The organism is Agrobacterium sp. M50-1 (assembly GCF_049843495.1).
Classification (GTDB): domain Bacteria; phylum Pseudomonadota; class Alphaproteobacteria; order Rhizobiales; family Rhizobiaceae; genus Agrobacterium; species Agrobacterium radiobacter.
On the sequence record NZ_JBBHZH010000009.1, the window covers coordinates 197,521 to 224,438 of the forward strand.

At 55.9% G+C, this 26,918-nt stretch carries 21 protein-coding genes; 14 read left to right on the plus strand and 7 right to left on the minus strand.

What is annotated here, in order from left to right; genetic code table 11:
- Positions 1 to 7 precede the first annotated feature (7 nt).
- From WDZ78_RS20310 to WDZ78_RS20325, 4 genes are all read right to left on the minus strand, one after another.
- Complete coding sequence (locus WDZ78_RS20310) at positions 8 to 1,279, minus strand: ABC transporter substrate-binding protein (RefSeq protein WP_425674031.1); 1,272 nt, start codon at positions 1,277 to 1,279, stop codon at positions 8 to 10.
- Between the two features lie 49 nt (positions 1,280 to 1,328).
- Positions 1,329 to 2,930 carry an FAD-dependent oxidoreductase gene (locus tag WDZ78_RS20315; protein WP_425674059.1) on the minus strand — a complete coding sequence of 534 codons (1,602 nt, stop codon included), beginning with the start codon at positions 2,928 to 2,930 and terminating at the stop codon, positions 1,329 to 1,331.
- Positions 2,931 to 2,935: 5 nt separating this feature from the next.
- A complete protein-coding gene (locus WDZ78_RS20320; RefSeq protein WP_425674032.1) occupies positions 2,936 to 4,006 on the minus strand; it encodes a LacI family DNA-binding transcriptional regulator in 1,071 nt (356 codons plus the stop codon).
- A gap of 180 nt (positions 4,007 to 4,186) precedes the next feature.
- Entirely contained in the window at positions 4,187 to 4,924 is a 738-nt protein-coding gene (locus tag WDZ78_RS20325) for a prolyl oligopeptidase family serine peptidase (RefSeq protein WP_425674033.1), read from the minus strand.
- 424 nt (positions 4,925 to 5,348) lie between these two features.
- Between WDZ78_RS20325 and WDZ78_RS20330 the strand changes: the two genes are divergently transcribed.
- Positions 5,349 to 7,415, plus strand: coding sequence for an ATP-dependent helicase (locus WDZ78_RS20330; protein ID WP_425674034.1), 2,067 nt, complete (start codon positions 5,349 to 5,351; stop codon positions 7,413 to 7,415).
- A gap of 61 nt (positions 7,416 to 7,476) precedes the next feature.
- Here WDZ78_RS20330 and WDZ78_RS20335 read toward each other — a convergent pair whose 3' ends face one another.
- On the minus strand, positions 7,477 to 9,648 hold the full coding sequence (locus tag WDZ78_RS20335; RefSeq protein WP_425674035.1) for a TonB-dependent siderophore receptor: 2,172 nt from the start codon (positions 9,646 to 9,648) through the stop codon (positions 7,477 to 7,479).
- Between the two features lie 282 nt (positions 9,649 to 9,930).
- Between WDZ78_RS20335 and WDZ78_RS20340 the strand changes: the two genes are divergently transcribed.
- The 13 genes from WDZ78_RS20340 to WDZ78_RS20400 all read left to right on the plus strand — a co-directional run bounded on the left by WDZ78_RS20340 (position 9,931) and on the right by WDZ78_RS20400 (position 24,456).
- Positions 9,931 to 10,743, plus strand: a complete 813-nt coding sequence (locus WDZ78_RS20340) for an ABC transporter ATP-binding protein (RefSeq protein ID WP_425674036.1) — start codon at positions 9,931 to 9,933, stop codon at positions 10,741 to 10,743.
- On the plus strand, positions 10,740 to 11,783 hold the full coding sequence (locus WDZ78_RS20345; protein WP_425674037.1) for a FecCD family ABC transporter permease: 1,044 nt from the start codon (positions 10,740 to 10,742) through the stop codon (positions 11,781 to 11,783). The genes WDZ78_RS20340 and WDZ78_RS20345 overlap by 4 nt, the downstream gene beginning before the upstream one ends.
- Complete coding sequence (locus tag WDZ78_RS20350; protein ID WP_425674038.1) at positions 11,780 to 12,820, plus strand: FecCD family ABC transporter permease; 1,041 nt, start codon at positions 11,780 to 11,782, stop codon at positions 12,818 to 12,820. The genes WDZ78_RS20345 and WDZ78_RS20350 overlap by 4 nt, the downstream gene beginning before the upstream one ends.
- A 7-nt stretch (positions 12,821 to 12,827) precedes the next feature.
- The gene (locus tag WDZ78_RS20355; protein ID WP_425674039.1) at positions 12,828 to 13,790 is read left to right on the plus strand and encodes an ABC transporter substrate-binding protein; all 963 of its coding nucleotides are present in this window, start codon (positions 12,828 to 12,830) and stop codon (positions 13,788 to 13,790) included.
- Between the two features lie 97 nt (positions 13,791 to 13,887).
- Entirely contained in the window at positions 13,888 to 14,784 is an 897-nt protein-coding gene (locus WDZ78_RS20360) for a MurR/RpiR family transcriptional regulator (RefSeq protein WP_425674040.1), read from the plus strand.
- A 178-nt stretch (positions 14,785 to 14,962) separates the two neighbouring features.
- Complete coding sequence (gene rfbC / locus WDZ78_RS20365) at positions 14,963 to 15,532, plus strand: dTDP-4-dehydrorhamnose 3,5-epimerase (RefSeq protein ID WP_425674041.1); 570 nt, start codon at positions 14,963 to 14,965, stop codon at positions 15,530 to 15,532.
- A gap of 2 nt (positions 15,533 to 15,534) precedes the next feature.
- On the plus strand, positions 15,535 to 16,590 hold the full coding sequence (gene rfbB, locus WDZ78_RS20370) for a dTDP-glucose 4,6-dehydratase (RefSeq protein ID WP_174070963.1): 1,056 nt from the start codon (positions 15,535 to 15,537) through the stop codon (positions 16,588 to 16,590).
- 4 nt (positions 16,591 to 16,594) lie between these two features.
- Positions 16,595 to 17,488, plus strand: coding sequence for a dTDP-4-dehydrorhamnose reductase (rfbD, locus tag WDZ78_RS20375; RefSeq protein WP_425674042.1), 894 nt, complete (start codon positions 16,595 to 16,597; stop codon positions 17,486 to 17,488).
- A complete protein-coding gene (gene rfbA / locus WDZ78_RS20380; protein WP_400156589.1) occupies positions 17,485 to 18,351 on the plus strand; it encodes a glucose-1-phosphate thymidylyltransferase RfbA in 867 nt (288 codons plus the stop codon). The genes rfbD and rfbA overlap by 4 nt, the downstream gene beginning before the upstream one ends.
- Before the next feature lie 184 nt (positions 18,352 to 18,535).
- Positions 18,536 to 19,798, plus strand: a complete 1,263-nt coding sequence (locus WDZ78_RS20385; protein WP_425674043.1) for a rhamnan synthesis F family protein — start codon at positions 18,536 to 18,538, stop codon at positions 19,796 to 19,798.
- A gap of 2 nt (positions 19,799 to 19,800) precedes the next feature.
- Positions 19,801 to 20,646: a glycosyltransferase family 2 protein gene (locus WDZ78_RS20390; protein WP_425674044.1), complete on the plus strand. Its 846-nt coding sequence runs from the start codon at positions 19,801 to 19,803 to the stop codon at positions 20,644 to 20,646.
- 115 nt (positions 20,647 to 20,761) lie between these two features.
- Entirely contained in the window at positions 20,762 to 22,558 is a 1,797-nt protein-coding gene (locus WDZ78_RS20395) for a rhamnan synthesis F family protein (protein ID WP_425674045.1), read from the plus strand.
- Positions 22,559 to 22,890: 332 nt separating this feature from the next.
- A complete protein-coding gene (locus tag WDZ78_RS20400; RefSeq protein ID WP_425674046.1) occupies positions 22,891 to 24,456 on the plus strand; it encodes a class I SAM-dependent methyltransferase in 1,566 nt (521 codons plus the stop codon).
- A 75-nt stretch (positions 24,457 to 24,531) separates the two neighbouring features.
- Here the strand turns inward: WDZ78_RS20400 and WDZ78_RS20405 are convergent, their stop codons facing one another.
- Complete coding sequence (locus WDZ78_RS20405; RefSeq protein ID WP_425674047.1) at positions 24,532 to 25,644, minus strand: NAD(P)/FAD-dependent oxidoreductase; 1,113 nt, start codon at positions 25,642 to 25,644, stop codon at positions 24,532 to 24,534.
- Positions 25,645 to 25,777: 133 nt separating this feature from the next.
- Positions 25,778 to 26,917 (minus strand): rhamnan synthesis F family protein, encoded by a 1,140-nt coding sequence (locus WDZ78_RS20410; RefSeq protein ID WP_425674048.1) that lies wholly within the window; start codon positions 26,915 to 26,917, stop codon positions 25,778 to 25,780.
- Position 26,918: the final 1 nt, after the last annotated feature.

Below are 26,918 nucleotides of genomic sequence, written 5' to 3' on the forward strand. Positions count from 1 at the left end.
TTTCTCCTTAGCGCTTCAGGAGCGGCCCGATCTGGCCGCAGATTTTTTGAAGCGCACCCGCGACATCGGCCTCCGGCCGCCAGACCGCGTCGAGGTTCGAGCGCACGATCTGCTGTATCTGGGCAAAGCCGGTATGGCCGGGCATGACCTTGCCGGTGGCGATGCCTGATATGACAACCTTTTCGATCTGTTCCTGGCTGAGCAGCGGATTGGTCTTTTTCAACACCTCCGCATTCAGCAGCGACTTGCGCGCTGATGGGAAGAACTGGCTGAGCTTGGCGGAATTTTCCGGATTGGTCATGTAAGCGACGAATTCGGCTGCAGTCTGCGCATTCTTGCCGGACTGCATGACGCCGATACCGGCCTGTCCAATCAGCGCGTATTCGCCGGCCGGCCCCTTCGGCAGCGGCACGAGGTCCCAGCCGAAAGGCTTGTCCTTCGGCAGAAGCGAGGCGCGGCTGATCTGGGTAATGGTCATCGCCGCATTACCGGCGAAGAAATCGACCGTCTCGCCGGGGCCGGGCATGGCCTTTTTGCTGAAGACGGCATCATGGATGAATGAGACGGCATCCGCCATCGGCTTTTCCGCCATGGTGCAGGTTGCACCGTCAGCGCTCCAGGGGGAAGCACCCCAGCCGTTCCACACGGAGGTCAGATATTGCCAGCTCTGGTAATTGAAATCGCGGACGACAAGCCCGCCCTTGCCCGCTTTTGCAACGGCGGAGGCCGTGGCGATGGCGTTTTCCCAGGTCCATTCGCCGGCGGCGATCATGTCCGCCGGGGTCTTTGCGCCTGCGGCCTTGATGAGATCATTGTTGACGAAGACAGCAAAGGGCGAGGTCGAGAACGGATAGGCGAAGAGCTTGCCATCCTGCGACCAGCGTTCCGTGGCGCCGGCGCTGACTTCCTCGAGATTATAGCCCGGCGCGGCCTTCAGCGTGTCGGTGAGCGGGTAGAGCGCGCCTGACTTGACGAAATCATAGGCCGAAGTCTCGAAAATCCACGCCATGTCAGGCGCATTGCCGCCCGCAATCTGGGTTGTGAGCGCAGTCGTATAGGTGTCGAAAGGCAGGGACTCATAGGTCACGCTGACATTTGGATGGTCCTTCGTGAAGCCGGCCGCGATGTCGTTGAACAGCTTCAGATGCGCCTCGTTGGCGCTCCAGATCGTCATGCGCAGCTTGATCGCATCCTGCGCCGCGGCTGTTCCGGCCAGTGCAAACGAGCCGATGAGGGCCAGCGCGCAGGCGGTGGATTGCATTTTCCAATGATTGTTCATTCCCAGTCCTCCTCCAAAGATGGGTTCGATCGAACGGCAGTCCGCCGTCCTAATAGGCCGCTATGTCCGGCCAGCGTATTTCGATGCCTTCGCGGGTCAGCGCCGTCTGGAAGGCATGAAGATGGTCGTCGTCTTCCTGCACCTGATGCGGTGTGAGACCTTTTTCCAGGCAGTAGGCCGCAAGCATTCCAGCCACTTCGCCGATATTCCATTCGACCGGATGCAGGCGGTAGCAACCGTTGGTGATATGCGTCGTGCCAATATTCTTGCCGGCTGGAATGAGGTTCTTCACACGCTCAGGGATCAACGCGCCGAGCGGAATCTCGAAGGGGCAGGAAGGCACGTCGATGTAATTGTCGCCGCCGGTCGATGGATGCAGATCGATGCGGTACATGCCGATGCCGATGCTGTCGCGATAACGGAAAGCCCCCCTGTCACCGCGAACCGTGTAGGAAAGGTCCTGCTCGACGATGCGCGTGACCGGCTTGATGCGGCGGCTTTCACGAATATAGGGCGCCATGGCGAGCCCATGTTCGGTGCCGGTGATATCGCCCCGCAGCCGCAGCCCGCGGAAACCCTGCCCGCCATCAAGACGCGGCGCTTCCGTCTGCAGCCAGTAGAAGACCGAATAGGAAAGGTCCGCCGCCGCCTTCAGATGCCGCGCCTTTTCCTCTTCCGACACGTCGATAATCGTGCCGTCCATATAGTCGATCATCGGCCAGTTCACGAGGCAGATGTCGGACTTGTAGAAACCGGGCGTAAAGTTCTTCCGCGCCGCAATGCGGCGGAAAATCCAGAGGTTTTCATCGCCGCCGCCCTTGCGCTGGTCGGCATCGACCAGCAGCGGATCGTCATCGGGATTTGGCGTGAAGGATCGGGTGGTGTGCTCAAGCGTGCGCGGATGCGGCGCGGTGAAACCGAGGAGCGGGCCGCCCCAGAAATGCGGCTGGTACGAGCGCCAGTAATCGTAATTGTCAGGCTTGTCGATCGTCTGGTCACCGTCGACATGATCGATGGCAAAGCAGATCGATACGGCCTGCACATTGTCCGGCTGGGCTTCGGCCGGCGCGCTGGGTTCCCCCGTGTCCGACTGCGCCTCGAAACCCTTGGCGTATTCCGTGCCCGTCATCGGCAACAGATCGCCGAGTTCGGTGGCGTCGAGGATGTAATCAGCGGAAATGACGATTTCAGCGCCGCTGTCGCGATGACGGACGGTTACTGAGCGAACCCTGTCGCCCTCCACATCGGCCGCGACCGGGCGCCAGGGCTTGAGCACCGTCAGGCGGCCGGCGCCGATATAGGGCATCAGCATGCTTTCCATGACCGCGAGGCTGACGCGCGGCTCGGCGCAGATGCGGCTCACCCATCCGCCGCCCGGATTGAGATCACCCCATGCCCTTGCGCCTTCCGTCAGCGGATAATGGTCACGATAATATTGACGCACACCGTTGCGCAGCGCCCGGTAAGAGCGGGTGATGCCGAATTGCTCGACCCATGTATGCTCGTCCGACGGAACGGCCTGACTGGTCAATTGCCCGCCGATCCAGTCATATTCCTCGGTCATGATAACGCGCTTTCCGGCCCGCGCGGCAGCCAGCGCCGCCGCCACGCCGCCAAGGCCGCCACCGACCACGAGAATATCTGCTTGCATGTCTTTCACGTCGTCACATCCGTTTTGTTGACTGGGGACTTGTTTGCGGAGCCTGCCGGGGCCGGGCCCAATGTTTCCCCTCTGACGGGTTCACATTTGAGAAGGATCTGGCTACCCGGGCTGCCGGTCTCGATGCGGTTGACGAGCATGGCAGTCGCCTGCCGGCCCATCTCCTCGCGGGGAATTTCATAGGAGGTGAAGCGCACCGGGCTGCGCGCGGCCCTGATATGGCTGCCAAGCACGATCATCGAAAAAGCCCCGGGCACGGCAAGCCCGCGCGCCCTTGCCAGGGTTTCGACACGCACGGCATCGGCCAGCTCTATGAAGAAGGCCGCCGTCGCCCCGCTTTCAAGGATGGCATCGAGGATCTTGTCCGCCGGCCGGTTGACGGCCTTGATATGAAGGGCAAGCGTGGCTGCATCACCGAGCGCGGCACTGAAACCACGCCAGCGGTCGGCAATTGATTCCGCCGGGCCATCGGGGCCGATATAAGCGAGCTTCGAGTGCCCCAGCGCTCTCGCGTCCTCGACAAGCTGCCGCGTTCCCGCGGCATAGTCGCCGCCCACATAAGGAACCGGCCCACCGGCATCTTCCCGTCGGCCGATCGCGACGAAAGGATAGTCTTCCGAGACCAGCCGGGCGAGTTCCTTGCGGTCGAATTCGCGACCGAGAACCAGACAGCCATCGGCGATCCTGAGCCTGTTGCCTTCCGAAAAAATCTTGCGGTTATTGCCGACGCCGGCGCTGGTCAGCAGCAGAAGATCATAAGCCTGCTGCTGCGCTTCTTCCTCGATACCCAGCAGGAACGGCGTGAAGAAGTCGGCCTGCGCGCTCGGGAAAGCCGGCTCGTAGGTGAAAACGCCGAGGATACGGTTCAGCCCCTTGGCCATTCGCCGCGCGATCGGGTCGGCGACATAACCTGTCTGGCGAATGACCGCCTGTACCCGCTCGCGGGTTTCAGCCGGGATGCGGGCAATCGCGGCCGGTGCGCCATTCAGAACCAGCGATACCGTTGCCTGACTGACGCCGGCGAGCTTGGCGATGTCGTTTTGCGTGAGGCGTTTGTGATTGGCCACCCGATGCCCTCCCCGACATCCGATCGTTGCTAATGCGCATTAGCACTATTTCCGGGCGCTGAGTCAAGCGACAAAGATGCATTTGCTGCGGGAGGCCACGGGGTCTGACAAAAAGCCTGCCCCGCGGCGGCCTTGGGTGGGATCGGCTATAGCAGCCGTAAAATAGCGATCAGGCCGGATTCACGGACCCGAAGAGGCTTTCTCACCGGTGAGCTTCTGTTCAAGCAACCACGTCCACATCGCTTCGTCCTTCAGCACTTTCCCTTCGACCGCTTCATGGTCCGTATCTTCGAACACGGTAAGCCGGACATTTCGTTTCAGTTCCTGAAGGCGTTGCACGAGGACCACCGTGTCGGACAGCGGAATCACAGCGTCATTTGCGCCATGAAAGGCCCAGAAGGCTGTTCTGTCATTCGTTCGATTGAGGTAATGCCGGATACCGCCGCCGGCGATCGGGACAATCGCGGCAAAAGTTTCAGGAAACTGCGTGGCCATCGACCATGCGCCGAACCCTCCCCGGCTATAACCGATCAGATAGATGCGCTCGCGATCCACCCGATGATCGGCCACCACCGCCTGAAGAACACTCGCCACACGTTCGATCGGATAGAGCAGCTCCTCACTCGGATTTTGCGGCGAGAGCACCAGAAAAGGAAAATCGCGGCCTTCTTCGATCATTTTCGGCAGGCCGCTGCGGCGCAGCTTTTCGATGTCGCCGCCGCCCTGATCGCCGCCATGCAGCCAGACGACAAGAGGATAGGTCTTATCCGAACTGGCGTAGTCCTTGGGCGTGTAGAGCAGATAGTTGATATCAGAGGCGATGGTGACATCGGATTTCATCGCCTTCTGTTCGGCCTGGGCAAAGGTCGAGGCAGCGATTGCGGCGACAGCGATCAGGCAAAGTTTCAGATGCTTCATGGTCTGGTCCTCCCAAAATGCGCCTCCTCCCGAGGCGCGATTATTGAACTCGCGGATCACCGGGTTGGTTCAAAGGTTTCGCTGCAGAATGAGAAAATGCACTGAAACAAATTGAGAATATTCATATATTTCATAATAATACCGTTATTTCCTCATGCGTAATCTGATTTGCGATTGCGGGATCGGGCACGCCCGGCAACCAGCAGCCACCGACGAACTGCAAGCGACCTTTCGGCACGATAAATCTCACCACCGACCGTGTTTAAACGACGGGAAAAACGCGTTCAGCATTTGTTCTGGATTGGTGTTTGAGTCTTTGCTAATCATTGCGACAACAGGGCAGACAATGGCCGGCGATTCCGACGACTGCCATCTCTGAAGATGTCCTCACCATGGGGACAGGCAGGTATCAAGGATTGTTCGCATGGCGGTTGCCTATCTGGAAAAGCTCAACGAACAGCAGCGCAAGGCGGTGGAGCATGGCGTTGGGCTGACAGACGGCCACACGGCCGGGCCTCTGCTGATCATCGCCGGGGCCGGTTCGGGCAAGACCAACACGCTGGCCCACCGTGTCGCACATCTGATCGTGAATGGCGCCGATCCCCGCCGTATTCTGCTGATGACGTTTTCGCGGCGTGCCGCCACGGAAATGTCGCGCCGCGTGGAGCGTATCTGCAAACACGTCCTTGGCGGCAATTCGGGAGCTCGCACCGACGCGCTCGCGTGGTCAGGCACCTTTCACGGCATCGGCGCCCGCCTGTTGCGCATCTATGCCGAGCAGATCGGGCTCAACATCGATTTCACCATCCACGACCGCGAAGACAGCGCCGACCTGATGAACCTTTCCCGGCACGAGCTGGGTTTTTCCAAGACCGAAAGCCGCTTTCCGACAAAAGGCACCTGTCTTGCCATCTATTCGCGCGCGGTGAATTCCCAGACGCCGCTCAAGGACATATTGCGCCAGCATTATCCCTGGGTCGCCAACTGGGAGAGTGAACTCAAGCAACTGTTTGCAGCCTATGTGGAGGCAAAACAGGTTCAGAACGTACTCGATTACGACGATCTCCTGCTCTACTGGGCCCAGATGGTCAGCGACCCCATTCTGGCTGATGATATCGGCAACCGCTTCGACCATGTCATGGTCGACGAATATCAGGATACCAACCGGCTGCAGGCCTCGGTGCTGATGGCGCTCAAACCCGGCGGCCGCGGTTTGACCGTGGTGGGCGACGACGCGCAGTCGATCTATTCGTTCCGGGCGGCGACAGTGCGAAACATCCTTGACTTTCCGGCGTCCTTCAGCCCGGCGGCCGACATCATCACGCTTGATCGCAACTATCGCTCGACGCAGCCGATCCTTGCGGCCGCCAACGGCGTGATCGATCTGGCGCGCGAGCGGTTCACCAAAAACCTCTGGACCGAGCGGGAATCACTGGAGCGCCCGAAGCTCGTGACGGTGAAGGACGAAACCGAACAGGCGAACTTCATCATCGACCAGATTCTCGCCAATCGCGAAACCGGCATGACGCTGAAACAGCAGGCCGTGCTGTTCCGCACCTCCAGCCACAGCGGGCCGCTCGAGGTGGAACTGACCCGCCGCAACGTCCCCTTCGTCAAATTTGGCGGCCTGAAATTCCTCGACAGCGCCCATGTGAAGGACATGCTGGCAGTGTTGCGCTTCGCGCAGAACCCACGCGACCGCGTCGCCGGTTTCCGGCTGCTGCAGATGCTGCCCGGCATCGGACCGAAGAAGGCCGGCAATATTCTCGATGCTATCGCGACGGACCCCGAGCCGCTGCTTACCCTTGCTGAAATTCCGCCGCCGCCGAAGACCGGCGATGACTGGACGACCTTCACGCAGATGCTGGTGGGCCTGCGGCTGGTCCCGAATGGCTGGCCGGGTGAAATCGGGCAGGCACGGCTGTGGTACGAACCCCATCTCGAACGCATCCATGAGGACGCCGACACCCGCAAGGCAGATCTGCTGCAACTCGAGCAGATCGCTAGCGGCTACCCCTCACGCGAACGTTTTCTAACCGAGCTGACACTCGATCCACCCGACGCCACCAGCGATCAGGCCGGCGTGCCGCTGCTCGACGAGGACTATCTCAGCCTGTCGACCATCCATTCGGCAAAAGGCCAGGAATGGCGTTCCGTCTTCATCCTGAATGTGGTCGATGGCTGCATTCCCTCCGACCTCGGGGTCGGCACCACCCAGGAACTAGAGGAAGAACGCCGGCTGCTCTATGTCGCCATGACCCGCGCCAAGGACAGCCTGTCGCTGATCACGCCGCAACGCTTCTTCACCGGCGGGCAGAACCAGCAGGGTGACCGGCATGTCTACGCCGCAAGAACCCGCTTTATACCGGCGACCCTGCTGCAATTTTTCGAAACGATGACCTGGCCACTGGTTTCGGCCGCCGCTTCCGAGCGCAGTGCGCAGCAGATCCGGATTGATGTGGGTGCGCGGATGCGGGCGATGTGGAAGTAAAAAAAGCGGGACGCTCCCCCCGCTCTCATGACTGGCGATTGTTTTCCGGTCGACGCCGTTGTCAGAACTTCACGCTGGCCGTCAGGCTGACATTGAAGGGCTCTCCTACGGCATTGGCATAGCTGGTGGAGCCGATGGACGAGGTGTAATAGGTCTTGTCGAAAATGTTCTTCAGATTGAGCTGCAGCGTCACCGGCTTTTGGAACTGAAGCGTGTAGGTGGCGAAGGCGTCGAAGACCGCATAACCCGGCAGATTGTAGGAATTGTCGTTGATTCCGGCACGCTGGCCGACCGCCCGCACACCGCCGCCGATGCGCAGCGTATTGCCGTTCGGACCGACCTCGCCGATATCATAGGCAAGGAAGAGCGAGCCGGTGTGGCGCGCCACATTCGGCAGGCGCTTGCCGGCATAGGTGGGATCTTCGAGCACAAGCGCATCCGTGTAGGCATAGCTTGCGATGAGATCGAGATCGTCGGTCAGGCTGCCTGCAATATCGACCTCCACACCGCGCGAACGGACGAGGCCGGCGGCCTTCACCGTGGAGACGCCACCGACATCTTCCGAATAGGCGACATTGCGTTTGCGGGCGTTGAACAGGGCGATATTGGCGTTGAGGCCGGCGAAAAGATCGAACTTCGCGCCCACTTCATAAGAAATGCCGTCTTCCGGATCGAGCCCGCCATAATAGGCGCCGATGGATGATTGCGGGCGGAAGGTTTTGGCCACATTGGCGTAAAGCGAGGCATTCGGAGTGAGCTTGTAGACAAGGCCGGCATTGGGAATGAGTTCGCCGCCATCCTTCTCGGTATTGACGACGAAGGGACGGCCCTTGCCGGCATAGATGTCATAATACTGATAACGCAAGCCGCCGACCGCAATCCATTGATCGTTAAGATGCAGGGCGTCCTGCATATAGATCGAGGCGGTGGAGAGTTCTTCCGTCTGGTCGCTGTCGACCGCTCTCACCGTGGTGCAGATCGGCAGGCGACCATAGACGGGATTATTGATGTTGAAATTCGTGGAATTCGCGCATCGCAGCATGTCGGTGCGCAGGGTATCGCTGTAATCGTAAGACGCGCCGAACAGCAGGTCGTTGCGCAGCCCGCCAATTTCGGCCTCGCCCGTCAGATCCGCCCGCAGCGCGTGATTGTAGATCGTCGAATATTGCGTCGCATCGGCCCGTCGCGTCACCTGCCCGGTGCGGGAATTATAACCCATCACGCGCGCCTGATTGTCCGAATATTCGTTGCGGCTATAGGCGTAATTCAGCGACAGCTTCCAGTCATCGGAGAGTTGCCGGTCTATGGCGATGCTCGCCAGATCGGATTTGCCGTCGGTGATGTTATAGGCTTCATCGAGGCGCAGGCGGCGGCTGACATTGATCGCCTTGCCGGTCGCCGGATCGAAGATCGTGCCGCGATCGAACGGCACGCTGTAATCCTCATGCATATAGGAAACCGTAATGTCGGTGTCCTCGCCGCTCCATTTCAGTGATGGCGCGATCAGCCAGTTCTTCTTCTCACCGAAATTACGCCAGTAATCGCTGTTTTCCCCCTCGCCGATCAGGCGATAGGAGAAATCCGTGCCCGTAATCGGGCCGGTCACATCAAAACCACCCGATGTGCCGAACTTGCCCGCCCCATAGGCGGAAAAGCGCGAATAGGCCTCCGCCGTGAATGTATCCTCGGGCTTCTTCGTCACGACATTCACCATGCCGCCCGGATCGAGGATACCATAAAGCGTGGAGGCAGGCCCCTTCAGCACTTCCACCCGCTCGACCGTATCGTTGAAGGAATGCGGCAAGGCCGTCTTCAGCCCGTTGACGAGAATGGAGCCGTCGCGATTATCGCCGAAACCACGGCGGATAACGGCATCCTGCGTGCCGCCCAGCGTATTTGCCTGGGTGACGCCGCTGACATTGGCCAGCGCTTCGTCCAGCGAGCGCGCCTGCTGGTCGCGCAGCACCTCGGCCGTCACCACATTGACCGATTGCGGAATGTCGAGGAGCGGCGTCTCAGTGCGGGTCGCCGTGCCCGTCGTCACCGGCTGATAACCGCGCGCACCTTTTTTGACATCGGCATTGACGGTTATGGTTTCGAGCACGGTCGTCCCGTCGGCATTTTTCTTCGTTGCAGCACTCTCCTGCGCATAAGCAGGCAAGGCGACCCCGGCCAGAAGAAACGCCAGCAGCGCCCGCGAGCGCACCCCAATGATCATCGAACCGTCATGCATCGTGTCTTGTCCCCGGCTGTCCCAAATCGTCATCGCGACGATGCACCGCTCTTTCAATTGATGAATGTAGTAGTCAACTTTATTTCCGCTTCAGCGCGGCAAAACGTCGGTACCGAAGGGTGCTTTCGCGCTTCCTGGCGTGTCATTTCAGCCCATGACAGCCGCTTTTTGTTCAAATCGACCGGCAAAAACCGCTTTTTCGAACGCCATATACTTGACTACTACAGTCATCAATAATTCTGGTGGCAACGCATTCAGACGGGGACGAATTTGAACGACGGCATGAGACCCATAAGCACGGATACAGGCCTTGCGGCGCAGGCAATCGAGCTTGCCTATGGCGACACGCCGGTGCTTGCGGATATGTCCATCGACGTCGCACCGAACCGTTTCACCGTTCTGCTTGGCCCGAACGGTTCTGGAAAATCCACGCTTCTCTGCGCGCTTGCCCGCCTGCACCGGCCCGCGCAGGGCCATATTCTTCTCAACGGCAGCGATATCTTCCGCCACCCGACCAAGGAGGTGGCGAAAAAGCTCGGCATGCTGGCGCAGCAGAACCATACGCCGGAAGGGCTTTCGGTTTTCGACCTCGTCTCCCGGGGCCGTTACCCGCATCAGGGATTTCTGAAGCAGTGGAGCGAGGAAGATGCCCGCGCGGTGGAAGAGGCGCTTTCCGTGACCGGCATGTCCGAACTGGCGGAAAGAGCGGTCGACAGCCTTTCCGGCGGCCAACGCCAGCGCGCCTGGATCGCCATGGCGCTGGCCCAGCAGACGGATATAATTCTTCTCGACGAGCCGACGACCTTTCTCGATCTGCACCACCAGATAGAGGTGCTGGACATGCTGGCGGGCCTCGTCAGCCGCCACAACCGCACGATCGTGGCGGTGCTGCATGACATCAATCTTGCCCTGCAATATGCCGATCACCTGATTTTCCTGAAAGACGGGCGGCTGCGGCACCGGCTGGAAACGGCAGCGGCGTGCGATGCCGGCATCATTGCCGATGTCTTCGACATGGCAGTTGCCCAACTAACGCATCCGGTCACGGCACGGCCAGTATTTCTTCCCCTGCCCGGACGGGCCGGCGCGGCATGATACCCAACGGAACCAGCGCAAGCGCCCTTGCCCTGCGGGAGCGGGCCTATGGCCGCACACTTGCGGCAGCACTTCTCCTGCTGCTCACCATGCTGCTTCTGGTGCTGGCGCATATGGCCACCGGCCCGCGCCCCATTGCGCCGCACGTTCTGCAAGACCTGATATTCGCTTATGACGCCCGCAATTTCGACCAGCAGGTTTTGATGCGCCTGCGCCTGCCGCGACTGCTGGCCGCGATGCAGGCCGGGGCCTGCCTTGGAACAGCGGGGCTTCTGCTGCAAACCCTGCTTCGAAATCCACTTGGCGAGCCGCATATTCTGGGCTTGAATGCCGGGGCAAGCCTCGCTGTCGTTCTGGCGACAGTGATGCCGCTCGGGCTTATCGCAACGCCGCTCTTCCGCCCATTGCTGGCGGCGACGGGCGCGGGTATCAGCTTCTCGCTCGTACTTCTCCTTGCTTCCGCCGGGCGGCAGGGGCTGACACCGGCAAAAGTCGTCTTTTGCGGCATTGCGCTTTCCACGCTTGCCGCAACCCTCACCTCCGCCATCCTCATCCTCAATGAAGAAACATTGCAGCAGATGCGTTTCTGGCTGGTGGGCGATACGGCTGGCGTTTCCATGGCAACCATCGCCGCCGCCCTGCCCGCGGCCATGATTGCGCTCGTCCTGGCTTTCGCCGTCGCCCCCCGGCTCGATCTTCTGGGGCTGGGCGACAGCGCGGCCGCAGCGCTTGGTGTGCCGATCCGTTCGACCCGGATTCTGGCGCTTGTCTCCATATCTCTGTTTTGCGGCGCGGCCATCGCCGTCGTCGGTCCCATCGGCTTCGTCGGTCTCGTGGTGCCGCCACTCGTCGCGCGCCTGAAAACGGGGCGGCTTCTGCTTGCCATACCCATCGCTGCACTCGGCAGCGCAGTCCTCTTGATCGCCGCCGATCTTGCCGCCCGCCTCATTCTCCTGCCGAAAGAACTGCCCACGGGCGCGATGACCGGCCTTGTCGGAGCGCCGGTGTTTCTCTGGCTGGTGCGCAGGGTGCTGAAATGAACCGTTACCGGGTTGTCCGACTGGGGCGCTTTTCCGTCCGCTTCATGCCGTGGCGGCTCATCATTCTGCTGGCGCTTTTCCTCGGCCTCATGCTTGTCGCCCTGTGGTCGCTCACCGCCGGCAGCCAGCATATCCCCGCCTTCGCCCTGCGGTCGCTTGTCATTGCAACCAACACCGATCCCGCCATGACCGACGCACTCGTGGTTCTCGACTTCCGGCTGTCGCGTCTGGCGCTTGCGATGGTGGCCGGGGCCATGCTCGGCATTGCCGGCGCCATCATGCAGGCCACGACCCGCAACGGCCTTGCCGATCCCGGCCTGCTCGGCGTGCGCGAAGGCGCATCCCTTGCGGCGCTGGGCTGCCTGTTCCTGCTGCCTTCCCTGCCGGTCATGTTGCGCCCCGTTGCGGGCATTGCCGGCGGCATGGCAAGTGCCGCAATCGTTCTGATGCTCTCCGGCGCAACCTCGCGCCTGCGCTTCGTTCTGACCGGTATCGGCTTTTCATGGTTTTTATCAGCGTTGCAGCTTATCCTCATGGCATCGCTCGATATTCGTAATTTGCAGACAGCGATGATCTGGATGGCTGGCAACCTGCAGGGCGCAAGCTGGACCGCCGTTTCAATCCTATCCGTCGTCCTCGTCATCGCCCTTGGCCTTCTGCTCCTGACGGCGCGCGCTGCCGACGTGCAGGCGCTCGGCGATCATGCGGCAACGGCACTTGGCGTCCATAGCCGCCTCCTTTCGGTGCTTCATGTCACGCTTGCCGTCAGCCTCAGCGCATCCTGCGTTTCCTTCACCGGCAGCATCGGTTTTGTCGGCCTGATCGGACCGCATATCGCCCGGCTTCTGTTGCCTGGTGGCTCCTATCCCGGGCTTGTCATGGGTGCAGGTCTGACAGGCGCAATTCTGGTCGCAGCGTCCGACACCATCGCCCGAACCGCCTTTTCACCACTGGAACTGCCGACCGGCCTCGTTCTTTCCGCCGTCGGCGCACCCACGCTGCTTGCTCTTCTCTGGTTTCACCGGCATCGCCTATAGGTACCCCATGCGCAAAACACTTCTCGCCCTTCTCCCGGCCGCCGCTTTTCTCCTCGGCACAGCCACGGCTCAAGCCGAAGAGACCAGCCGAAGCTTTACCGACGATCTCGGCCGCAGCGTTTCCATTCCGGCAAAGCCAAAGCGCATCGTGACGCTACACGATATCGACCTCACCATTCCGCTGATCGAGTTGGGCGTGATGCCGGTGGGCAGCCACGGCCGCGTGGGGGCGAACGGCAAACCCTATCTGCGCTCCAGCGCCATTCTGACTGGCGTTGATTTCGACAATAGCGACATCGCCTATATCGGCTCCATCAATGCCGATCTGGAGGCGATTATCGCCCTTAAACCCGATCTCATCCTGACCGAACCGGATCGCCCCACCCCCGTTGAAAAACTGGCGCAGATCGCTCCCACCGTCGCCATCGACAATACCAAAGACGGCGCACCGCATATTTACAAGGTGCTGGCCGAACTGACCGGCACTCAGGAGCGGCTGGCCGTGCTGGACCGGCGCTACCGCGCGCAGATCAAAGCGCTGAAGGCATCGGTCGATACAGGTGCCATCACGGTTTCGGTATTCCAGCCGCTCAACGGCAAGATCAGCGTCTACCATACCTATCGGGCGCTCGGGCGCGTGCTGCGGGACGCGGGGTTTCGTTTCCCCGCCATCATCGACGCCATTCCGGAAGGCGACCGTATCGAGATCAGCGCCGAACGGCTGCCGGAACTCGATGGTGATATCATCTTCGATCCCTATCGTTCCGATACCGGCGCTTCGCCGCAGGCGGAAATCGACATGATGGAAGCCGTGATGCCGGATTTCTGCAACTTTCTTCAGGCCTGCCGCAACGGTCGGTACATCCTCCTGCCGCGCGAGGAAGCGATTTCCAACTCCTATGCCGCGCTCAGCCTCATGGTCTCCGCTGTCCAGTCCCATTTGACGGTGCGGCCAGCACACGAAAAGTGACGGCGACGATCACTAAGGACAAAAGCGCTTGCCTGCCGGCGTGGCGCGCTGCTAATTCGTGAAGAAAAGTAGAAAACTCAGCTTCACGGAAGAATTCATGCCGGCTGGCGAAACGCATACATCAAGGCTTCGGCGCACCGACCGTTTCGGCGAGCAGCTGCGCAAGCGCCGCGACCGCCTGTCGCCGGGCCTGCTTGCCGTTGCCGAATATATTGACGGCCACCGCCATGCCGTTCTCGCCAAATCGGCGCTGGAAATCGGCTTCGAGACCAATACATCCGATGCGACCGTCATCCGCGCCATACAGGCGCTCGGCTTTCAGGGGCTGGTCGATCTTAAGGAAACGCTGGAGGCCTATCTGGGCGTGACGGATTCGCCCGTCGAAAAAATGGCGGCGACGACAAAATCCATATCCGGCAACTGCGATGCAGCGATAGATTTCGTGCTCGACAATCAGAAAAACACGCTGGAGATGCTTTCAAGCGCAGAAAACCGCGAAGCCATGGCGGCGGCCGTGCGGCTTCTCTCGCAAGCGCGCGGCATCGGCGTGCTCGGCATCGGCGCCTCCGGCATCATCGCCACCTATGCGGCAAGGCTGTTCCAACGCTCGGGCGTCCATTCCTATGCGCTCAATGCCACCGGCATCGCGCTTGCAGAGCAGTTGCTCGAGCTTGAAAACGGCCACGTCCTCATCATGCTTCTGCACGGCCGCGCCCACCGCGAGGCCCAGACCGCCATAGCCGAGGCCAGCCGCCTCGACATCCCGATCATCATGCTGCTCGGCCAGGAAGACAGCGTGCTCAAAAAACACGCCAACGCCAGCCTCTTCCTGCCCCGCGCCAAAAACGAAGGCGTGGCGCTCCACGCCCCGACCTTCATCGCCATGGAAACCATGGCGCTTTCCCTCTCCGCCGCCTGCGCCGAGCGAAGCGTTGAGACGCTGGAGCGACTGGTGGAGCTGAGGACGTCGATCAGGCCGCATAAGCGGGTTTAGCTTTTTTGAAACTCTTCGCCCATCTTTTAAATGTAGGCAGTGATCAAAGAAGCGTTCTGCATACTGTTCAACGGCGTTTCCGTCCCTCTTGTGCGGGCGGTCAATAAAGCGTTATTGACTGTCCCTGCCGATAAAGTCATATCACCTCAGAGTAGGCAGACCAGACAGGATCCGCATAGTGCAAGTAGAAGCATTCTCGATACCAGGCTTGAAAAAGATAACTCCAGCTCGTTTCGGGGACAGCAGGGGTTACTTCAACGAGGTTTTCAAGAAGGACTGGTTTCGCGAAATTGTATTGGACGTGGAGTTCGTACAGGACAATGAATCCCTGTCTGCACAAGCCGGTACCGTACGGGGGCTTCATTTCCAGACAGAGCCGTTTGCACAGGGCAAGCTCGTTCGCTGTATTCGTGGGCGGCTGCTGGATGTCGCGGTGGATATCAGGACGGGATCACCCACCTTTGGACAATGGGCGGCTGTCGAACTCTCACCCGAAAATGGCGAGCAGCTATGGGTTCCAGTGGGATTTGCCCACGGTTTCATGACGCTAGTTGATGACACGGTCATCTCATACAAAGTGACGAAGCCTTATAGTGCCGCCAATGACCGCGGCATCAAATGGAACGACCCTGCCATCGGCATCAATTGGCCGAAGCTCGAGGGTTACGTCCTCTCGGAAAAGGACGGCAAGCAACCGCTTCTGTCGGAATTGCCTGAATATTTTACTTACCAAAACACTGGAAACTGATGATGCGCGTTCTAGTTACCGGCGGCGGCGGATTTATCGGCTCGGCCCTCGTACGTTATCTCGTGAGCGAGATTGGCGCGGATGTTCTCACCGTCGACAAACTGACATATGCAGGAAATCTGGCCTCCCTCAAGCCAATCGAAAATGCACCTAATCACCGCTTTATTCAGGCCGACATATGCGACCGGGCGGCGATGAATGAGGCATTTGCGACATTCCAGCCGGATTACGTGATGCATCTGGCCGCCGAAAGCCATGTCGACCGCTCTATAACCGGCGCCGCTGATTTTATTCAAACCAACATCAACGGCACTTTCACGATGCTGGAGGCCGCGCGGCAATACTGGAGCGGCCTTGCGGAAGACGCCAAGGCGAATTTCCGCATGCTGCATGTTTCAACTGATGAGGTTTACGGCTCTCTCGGCGATCACGGTCTGTTCGAGGAAACAACCCCTTACGATCCTTCATCGCCCTACTCTGCCTCGAAAGCCGCAAGCGATCATCTTGCCACAGCCTGGCAGCGCACATATGGCCTTCCGGTTGTCATTTCCAACTGCTCCAATAATTATGGACCATTCCATTTCCCGGAAAAGCTCATTCCACTGATCATTCTCAACGCGTTGGATGGCAAACCGCTACCAGTCTATGGAAACGGCGCGAACATCCGCGACTGGCTTTATGTGGAAGACCATGCCCGCGCCCTGTGGCTCATCGTTCAAAAGGGGCTTGTTGGCGAGAAATACAATGTCGGCGGCAGAAACGAGCAGAAGAATATCGATGTGGTGAACTGCATCTGCTCCATTCTCGACGAACTGCGCCCTCAATCCAAACCCTATGCCGAGCTCATCAAATACGTTACCGATCGCCCTGGTCACGATGCGCGCTACGCCATTGATGCAACGAAGCTGGAAACCGAGCTCGGCTGGAAAGCACAGGAAAACTTCGCCACTGGCATCCGCAAGACCGTGCAATGGTACCTCGACAATGAATGGTGGTGGCAACCGCTTCGCGAGGGTGTTTATGCCGGAGAGCGCCTTGGCGTTCTGACGAAGGGCTGAACGAATGCGGCTGGCAGTTACGGGCAAAAATGGTCAGGTCGTCAGCGCCCTTCAGGCACTGGCGAGCGCCGAGCTAGAGATCGTGGCTCTGGGTCGACCGGAACTCGACCTAGCGCAGCCTGAAACTGTTTTAAAAGCGCTGCGAGAGGTAAAGCCCGACGCTGTGGTATCGGCTGCTGCCTACACCGCTGTCGACAAGGCAGAAAGCGAGCCGGACATCGCTTTTGCCGTTAATCGGGATGGAGCAGGGGCTGTCGCACAGGCGGCAAGTGACCTTGGTATTCCCGTCATTCATCTTTCTACGGATTATGTTTTTGATGGCACGAAGGCGACGCCTTATGTCGAAAGGGATCCGACAGGCCCTACGTCCATCTACGGCCGCTCGAAGCTCGAAGGCGAACAAGCCGTTTCTGAGGCTACCGGCAACTACGCTGTTCTGCGAACCGCATGGGTCTATTCGGAATATGGCAACAACTTTGTAAAAACCATGCTCCGGCTGAGCGAAAGCCGCGACGAGATCAATGTGGTCGCGGACCAGTTCGGATGCCCAACCTCGGCCAACGATATCGCCACCGCTATCGTAGCAATCGCAAGGAAACTCCTGGACGATTCCTCGATCCGTCTCCGTGGAGTTTTTCATCTTGCCGGAACCGGGGAAACGAACTGGGCGAATTTCGCGAAACAAATATTCGCATTCTCTGAAGAAAACGGCGGAAAGTCGATGATCGTCAACGACATCACGACGGCACAGTACCCTACACCAGCGCGGCGTCCGGCAAACTCGAGGCTTGATTGCAGCAAGCTGGAAGCGGTTTACGGCATAAGGCTGCCGAACTGGCAAACATCAACGCGCGCGGTCGTTACCGCTCTTGCGCAGAGCGAAAAGGAAAGGCCATGAAAGGCATTATTCTGGCCGGAGGCAGCGGTACACGCTTGCATCCTATGACATTGGCGGTCTCGAAGCAGATCCTGCCGGTCTACGACAAGCCGATGATATATTATCCGCTAACAACATTGATGCTTGCTGGAATTCGCGAGATTCTTATCATTTCGACGCCTCACGACATGCCACTTTTTCAGAACCTTCTGAAAGACGGCTCTCAATGGGGACTTTCAATAGAGTATGCGATACAGCCCAGTCCTGACGGACTCGCTCAAGCCTATATGATCGGTGCAGATTTTGTTGCGGGCTCGCCCTCGTGCCTCATTCTGGGTGACAACATCTATTACGGACATGGCCTGCCGGAGCTACTCGATACGGGTACAGAGATAAATGACGGTGCAACCGTTTTTGCATATCATGTTAAAGATCCTGAGAGATACGGTGTCGTGGAATTCGACACTGAAATGCGAGCCCTCTCAATCGAGGAAAAACCAAAAAAGCCGAAATCAAGTTGGGCCGTCACAGGACTCTATTTCTACGACGCAGATGTTGTGAATATAGCAGCCAATTTGAAACCCTCAGCTCGCGGCGAGTTCGAAATAACCGACATAAACCGGACCTATCTTGAGCGCGGGAAACTGAAAGTTTCGATAATGGGACGTGGCTATGCCTGGCTTGATACAGGGACCCCTGAAAGCCTGCTGGAGGCCGGCGAGTTCGTGCGTACTCTGGAGAAACGGCAAGGTTTCAAGATTGCCTGCCCCGAGGAGATTGCCTTGAGCAAGGGCTTCATAACGAAGTTACAATTTGCGGCGATTGCTGCCAAATCTGGCAAAGGCGACTACGGCGAATATCTGCGCAAAATTGCAAAATCATAGCGAGGGACCAATCTGGCGTTTTATCTGAATAATATGAATTATTATTTGGAAATCGCCAATAACAAACAATGCTATACATCGGTGTATCATTTGTGTGCGTTGGAGAACTGCGGTGTAACGACACCCTGCTCGCTTCATCCGAATGTTCGATACAGATATTAGCCAGAGTGATATGGAATTTTCCATGAAACATGTAAAAATTGTTTCTCTTGAACCCGGTTGTTACGCCATCAAATTTAAGGCTGACCCGGGCGTAACGGCGATCGAATTCGCCGATACTGAAGATAGGCAACGTTCCTGCAGGATCGAATTGAGGCCTGGAAAATTTGGATACGAACTTCAGCTAAAACAACCCCTTAAATCGATATCTTTCCGCCTGGTTGCACGTGAACCGGAAAAACAAGAAGCGCATATTGAGTTCAATCGCGTGTCTACAGTTTTATTCCGTACCAGAATGCTGTTGGCGGCCACTACACGAAACAGGGTTCAGAATTTTGGCCCCGGTGAAAAGCTTCTTTGCCACGGCGACACACCTTCAGTCGTCGCTGCGGCAGCATCGGCCAATGTCGAGCATCGTTATCTCTATCTCTATGACTTGGATGATGAATCCATCATTCATAATGGCTGGTTCTGGGCCGATACGGGATGGCAGCATCAACCCCATTTGCAGGCCCTAGCTGAAAACATAAGCGTTCGCGCATGCGTATATATTCATATGCATTATTTGGAAACTTGGCCGGAAATCAGAACCGTCTTATTGAATAACGCGAGGGGAGCCGACATCATCGTCACCACAAGTTCTGATGGCGATCACTTTCCCACCGAAGTGCGCAAATCATTTCCAAACGCGAGAGTCATGCAGATCGAGAACCGAGGGCGCGATATTGGTCCGTTTGTTGAACTGCTCCATCAAGGCGTTTTCGATCCTTACGATGCGGTCTGCAAAATCCACGGTAAGCTTTCTCTAAAAGGTGGCAAAGAAACAGTCTCAGGGCATAGAATTCGCCGCTACGCGCTTGCCTGCCTCCTTGCAGATGGCGCTATGACCAACGTCATTAACGCATTTTCGAAAAACCCGGACCTCGGCATAGCGGGTCCATACAACCTCAGGTTACCGCCCCGGGAAACCTCGGTGATGCGCTATCTGAAGGGCGAAGAAAACCAGATCCGGCAAGTATTTGCGCGAACCAACATGGAGTTTGATCTTCAACAAATTGAATTTTTTGCTGGCACGATGTTTTGGTTCAGACCCGCAGCGTTAAAATTGCTACAAGACGCAAACTTTCGCATCTCAGATTTCGACATCGAGAACGGTGCCAAGCGTAACACGCTGCAACACGGCTTGGAGCGCCTATTCCCCACTTTTGTAAGAAAAGCCGGATATCGTGTCGCCGGACTTCAGCCATATTCGCCAACCCCTGAAAACGCCACCATCGAGTTTCTCTAGACATGAAGCAGCAGCCATTGCTTTCCGATATCACCGTTATTTCCGTCTGCTACAAAAGCGACGAAGTTATTGGCGACATGATAAATGCAATCCCAGAAGTCACTCCGATAGTTCTTGTGGACAACGGAAAGTCCAACGATTTTAACAAGATTCCTTTGAATCGAAAAATTCGCGTTTTGACGCTGGAGGAGAATGAAGGTTTTGGGCGTGGCTGCAACGCCGGCGCGACCATTGCTGAAACACCGTGGCTGCTATTCCTAAATCCCGATGCCAGACTACAAGATGGAGCTCTTTTGCAATTGCTGCTCGCTACGCAGCGTTATCGTGATGCCGCGGCATTCAATCCTCGGATCAGCAACAGTGATGGGAGCCCATATTTCAAACGTCGATCGTGGCTTTTACCCCAAAACAAATATATGTCGCGAGGCTGGCCGAAAGCTGACTGCCATGTTCCTGTACTGAGCGGCGCAGCTTTATTCTTGTCAAAACAAAATTTCGAAACCATCGGTGGTTTCGACCCGAACATCTTTCTCTACCATGAAGATGACGATCTTTCACTCAGACTCCAAAAGCTCGGCCCCTTGATGTTCATACACGATGCGGCAGCAACTCATACAAGCGGGCATTCCTCGGGCCGATCTCCAGAAATAGCGCGTTTCAAAGCCTTCCATATGGCACAGTCCCGCATCTACACGGGAAAAAAACATGGGAGGCCGTTTACTGTCTCCTCTTCGCTTATGCAGGCCATAGCCTTGTTTCTTTCACCTGCAGCCCTTTTTTCGGCACGTCGACGTGCGAAGGCGGTTGGCTTCTTGAAAGGCGTACTTGTTGCCCGTCGCGATAAATAACAAATCTTGCCATGACGTGTGGAACTACCTCGAGGTTGCCCGAGAGCAAGCGGACATAAACTCGGAAAATCTAGGCCAATGAATACATTGGGAACTCCCCCAAACTGAGGCATCTATGTTCAGTTCATCCTTAACGGTATCCACGATTAACAAGCATTACCTAACGGTCAAGGCGAGTAAAGTCGGACTATGCACCGTTGAGATAGAAGCAGGCGGGGTTCGGGAAAAATATTTCCTGAAACTTCAAAAGAAAAATTCTCAATTTATCCTGCGAACGATCTCAGGCGAGAACAAATTGATTTTCTCCGCCCCTTTCCCGATAGAAGTCGCCATTACCCAAAGGCAGCATAAGCGCCGTCCACTGAAGGTGAAACTATACGAAATATTGGACGACATACGACGCAGACGCGGAATCCATTGGCCGGATATCCGTACGTCGAATGGCATGGAGCTCCGCGAAATCACACCAGGCAGGTTCATGCCGGAAGCGGCGTCTGACGACGAACGAATAATGTTTCACCGTTTCAGAGATGCCGAACCTGAAATCAGCCTACTGTCGAAGGGACCGCCCCAAGAGTTATTTTTCTCCACAGATATACTGGCTGATATACTCGACTGGTTGAATGATGAAACGGGATCCGACTTTGGTTTTTTTGCCAATGCCGAGAAATTCTCAGAAAGCAATCGGAGCGCCGTTCAATATTATTTGGAGCAGTGTTTCGGCAAAAAGACGGACGAAGGGCCCGCGATGCGATTTATGCGGGCAAATCCAAATACAGGAATGATATCCTTCGGCATAGCCGAAGCACCATCAAGTGTTCACCGCAACCGTAGGGCCTTCAGGCGAACCTTGGCGCTGATGAATATGCATTTTGCAGACGTGGAAACGAGCCCTACCTTTCCATCCGCTTGCCTCTTACGAAAATCCGCACTGAAGTGGATATCAGCGATGAACATCGAGCGTCGGGACGTCGAGACCGGCCTGTACGATGCCCCTACATTGCTGAAGTTGATTCCTGCTCTCGTCCGCAAAGCGGGCTTTGGAATTGTACCGATTCCGTTTTTTCATGAGGAATTATTGATTGGCCGTCCCGTGACAGAAGCATCATGGGTGCAATTTCGCTCCATTTCCGACCCCAAGAGGAAAAACATATGTCTCTTCGTGGGCTTGCTGGGAAAGGATGGTAAATTTGCGCCACACGCCTTAGCCTACATGCGCGCGCTTAAGGAACAAGGGCTATACCTATATGCTCTGGGTGTTAGCCTGTCGCCTCCAGAAACTGCCTGCGATCCGGGAAAAGACTTTTGTGACGCGTTTGCGGCACGCGAAAATGACGGTCATGATTTCGGGCTGTGGGCAGCAGCGCTGCAGCGCCAACCCGAGCTCTGGGAAGCAGAAACTCTTCTCTTTGCCAATGACAGCATGATTCCTGGTCCATCATCGCTGAATAACTTGTTCGAGAAACTTTCTTTATCGCCATACGATGTAACAGGTTTGACTGACAGCACGATTGGTAACCCTCACCTGCAAAGCTACTTCATACATCTCAATAGGCAGGCCATCGAAACCGCCGCCGTTCGGAAGTTCTGGTATTCAGTACTGTCGTTGACGGATAAAAGCAGAATTATCAATCTTTATGAAATTGGAATGACGGCTAAATTCTCAGCCGCAGGCCTTAAATGTGGCCCGCTATTTTCCGCTTCGTCCGCCGTTCGCGGTGGGGATCGGAACCCGTCCATCTATTGCTGGAAGGAGCTGATTCAATCCGGCTTCCCATTTGTGAAAACACAGATTATCAAGGACGCAACGGCTTCCAATACAACCGACGAGGTGTTGACTTTTTTGAAGAACAGCGGCTTCAACCTCGAAATCATTCCAAGATACACGCCGCCAAAACATCGGACGCTCTGAAACCATTTCCTTGAATCATAGGAAAACAAGCAGTCGCACTATCCAGAAACTTGATCATGGTGGAACAAAAGCAGCCTGATTTTCTAATGCCTCATAATCCTGTTGGCGCTCCAGTTTCCCTCGTGAAAATTAGCTGAATTTTACGCCGCTAAAGATTGCGCGGGTTGACACTGCCCGCTCCGCACTCTACGCCGACGATAGGTAGAGCGAACCTATATTCGTCGAAGCCAAAACTATGGTGCATGCGGGGGCAGGCAATGGTCGAGTTGAAATGGTATGACGGAAGCAAGACTGAGATAAAATCATGTCTGGCTTGTGGGAAAGCAGGGGAAATGACCCTGACGGTCAGTACGGGTCACGTTGTTCAGAATCGTGGCGATGTTCTGTTCTATAAGTGCCCTGCTTGTTCGTCGATAAACGCCGAAGGTCAATTTGCGGACTTTCTGACTTCAGATGAAGGCTTCATCGGTTCCGATAGCAGTAAATATGTCTGGGATCACTACCTCGAAATCGGTGCTGGCATCGACTTCATGGTCAGACCTATCGAGCGTGCCGGCATCGTGGACAAGGGAAGTCTTCTCGACGTTGGCTGCGGGTACGGCTTTCCGCTGGACTATTGGAAATTCATAGCGCGCGGCGAAGCTGTCGGATTGGAGCCCTCTGAATATGGAGACCGCGGCAGCAAAGAGCTCAATGTTCGGATCATTCCCGAATACTTATCTGATCAAACAGAACTTGTAGGACAGAAATTCGACAGAATTATCTCATCTGAAGTTATTGAGCATGTCCCCGATCCAAAGGCATTCCTCGAGGGAATAAGGGCATATTTGGATGAAAAGGGAGTTGTGATACTCACCACCCCGAATGCGGGCTTTATTTCGCCCGGAGGTCCTCTCAGCACTATGATCGCAGCCTTATCTCCCGGCTTGCATCAAATACTGTTTAGCAAATCCGCTTTGGAAGATCTGCTTCAACAGGTCGGGTTCCCCTATTATGCCGTTGAGGTTCGCGAAGAGAGACTAATTGCTTACGCAGCCAACCAACCGATTTCCTTTAAGAATGACGACGCAAAAATACGGGCAAACTACCTCCAGTATCTGCGCTCGAAGGTCTCGGAAACAAATCCCACAGACGCATTGGGTGCGGGAGTTCGCTACAGGCTTTTCAAAGAACTAGTAAACGAGGGGCGTTTTGACGAAGCACTCCCTCTCGGAAACGAAATAGCTTCTTCGATAATAACGAAATATGGATTTGATCCACTTTCACCCCCGGAAACTCTGCGCGCGATACAGTCTTGTGATACGCTGCCAGCATATGCTGCGGCCGCACCCTTTTTCCTTCCCTGCTTTGTGTTTTACGCAGCGATGTTGACGCGACACGGCAGAACGATGGGAACCTATAACGCAGCCGATTTATTCTCATGTGCGGCAGATCTTTGCGCCCATGCTCAAAGACACAATGTCATTTTTTCGCAGGAAGCCGGCACGCTTTACTGGGTTTCTGTTTACGAAGAAGGTTTTGCCAGACTGGTTGATGGCGAAAAAGAGCGCGCATTTCAGTTAATGGAACGGATACGCAAAGGTTCGGCACCAGAGGAAGAATATCTGGAAACCTGTTCTCGGCCCCAGGCACTGATTTTACGAGCGACCCTTCAGTCCGGAATCGCCAAGCTGCAAGCAGGTGAGCCAGAATGGGCGATGTCAATCCTTCGTAAACTTATGGCTGGGACCCAGACAGAAGAATCGCAGGTAATATTCAACGAAGCGAAATCGGCATGGCGAACGGCCGCAGCTCAATCGCGGGATATGCTGCCTCAGAGTATCATATCTAGCCTAGAAACGTCCTCGTCTGGAAAACCAGCGAAAAAAGGCTTCTTGGCATCACTCTTAGGAAGCTAGGCAGCCAGCAAAGGTCTGACGCAGTTTCGCAGCTTAGTTTAGAATTTATAGGGGAGAGAAACTCTCCCCTATTTTTTAACACCCGTTTTCTAAAACTATATCAGAAACATAGCGCCCAATTGCAAGAGATGACGTGAGGCCCGGTGATTCAATTCCAAATAATTGGATCACCCCCGCTACACCATGTTCTTTAGGGCCCAAGATTTGGAAATCTTGTTTCGCAATCGATGGCGGTACAATTTTAGGACGGATACCGGAATATGCCGGCTGAAGGCTATCATCTGGCAGACCGGGCCAATATCGTCTTATAGCGCCATAGAAGTCAGAGGATCTACGAGGATCCACCTCATAGGATATTTCATCAATCCACTCGACGTCCGGGCCGAACCTCGCCTGTCCGGTCAAATCCAAAGTAAGATGGACTCCTAATCCGCCGGAAACCGGAACGGGATAAATCAGTCGCGAAAACGGCGCGGTGCTTCCCGTAAGACCAAAATAGTTGCCTTTGGCAAAAAATGCATTCGGAATCATGTCTTGCGGAAAACCACCAGTCAACGCGGCCAACATTGGAGCTTCTAACCCGGCAGCGTTTATAAGCCAGCGACAGGATATCTGCATCGGGTCAACGCCGCCGACCGAAACAACCGTTTGATCGCCCGTGACAGCTGCAACAAACGGGCTCCGATAGGAAAACAATACGCCGTTGGCCTCCGCTTCCCCAATCATGGCCAACATGAAACCGTGACTGTCAATTATCCCTGTTGAAGGAGAATAAAGCGCTTCAACGACATTAAGTTCAGGCTCCTTTCGCAAAGCCTCCTCTTTGGTAAGACGGACCAAATCCGAAACACCATTTGCGTGGGCATGCTTCGCGATCGCAGGAAGCTTCTCCGCTTCGTCACTGCTCGTTGCTACAACAAGTTTACCACATCGGCGGTGTTCAACTTTGTGCTCTGCACAGAAGGCGTACAATAGATCCCTGCCAGATACGCAAAGGCGGGCCATATGGCTATCTGTAGGATAATATATGCCAGCATGGATTACCTCACTGTTTCGAGACGATATCCCAAAACCAAAGCTGGGCTCGGACTCCAGTACGAGAACCTCTTTTCCCGCAAGCGCCAAGCTGCGCGCAATTGCTATGCCGATCACTCCTGCGCCGACAACAACGCATTCAATTTTTTCCATATTAGCCGCCTGAGAGGTATACACCGACAACAAGATCGGAAAAATCCGATCAATTTTTGAACGATTTGAATGAAAAATAATGAGCGGGATTTCAAACTTGGGACTGGTTTGAGACCGAGACATAAATTTCCGTTTAGGAGCCACTCATAATAAGACTTAGATGCTCTTCCAGAACATCGGTAGTTATTGGAGAATCCTCATTGAGAACTTCACGCCAATCAGCCGCGTCAAAGACATAAGAGGGATTCAAAGTGACCAGTTCTGTCTTTATAAAGGGGAAATTATGGACTTGGACAAGATGGCGCCAAAAAAAGTGAGTTGGATTGAATACCATACTCCACAATCGAGCCTTCATTCTCATCCTGATCCAGTTAAAATCACCCTGAATCCCTTTCCCGTCGTCGGAAAGTAGCAACTTTTCCTCATTCAGCGAAAATTCTTTGAGAATAATCGAAGCGGAAGCCATTAATTCACGAAGAAGATCTCTGTCGTTGAGATACTCCGCCTCAATTTCCTCGTAGCTAAACAGAGTATAAAGTGGAACTTTCTTTCCCAGAAGGAAGGTCGACAATGCAAGTTCGCCACGCTCAATCATGTTCTTTTTATTGAACGAACAGCGCAATTGCTCGAAAAACAAATCCAAACCCAAGAGGGCTTTGCTTCCACGAAATAACAGAAAATACGACTGCAAGTGCGGGGAATGGTCAGGGCTGTCCGTGAGCCCAAGTACCCCCTCGTCAATAGAGCGGAGGGAAGCCATAACCGGTGCAAACGGACGGACGGGTCCCAAAATGCTATCATTCGTCAACAGTATCTCAGGAGCATCAACAAATTGCTGGCGAAAATGCTGCCACGCATCTTTCCACGCACCGAAGTCACGACCGAAAGAACGACGCTCGAAGCCGAAACAGATTAAGTTTTCAAGCAACGCGACTTTATCTGCAGGAACCGGCGACATCGTCACGAAAACAATCTCAAACCCCTCATTTTTTAATACTCGGAGTTGCTCCACAACCATCTGTGAAACTGTTCCAGCGGGATTGAAATGAGCGTATATCGCTATTGGCTTATGTGCTGGTATCTGCTTATCAACAAAGACGTTCCGGACTCGGGATGCCCAGCCCGCCTCATCTTCTTTTCTGTCCTCTAGGCTAGGGCCAGACCTTATTTTCTTACGAAGAAACCGCTCAAGCCGTTTGCCTAAATTTCTTTCACGCTTAACAACTACCGACACTTTACGCGTCGTCATTCTCTTCGGCGTTGGGAAACTCATG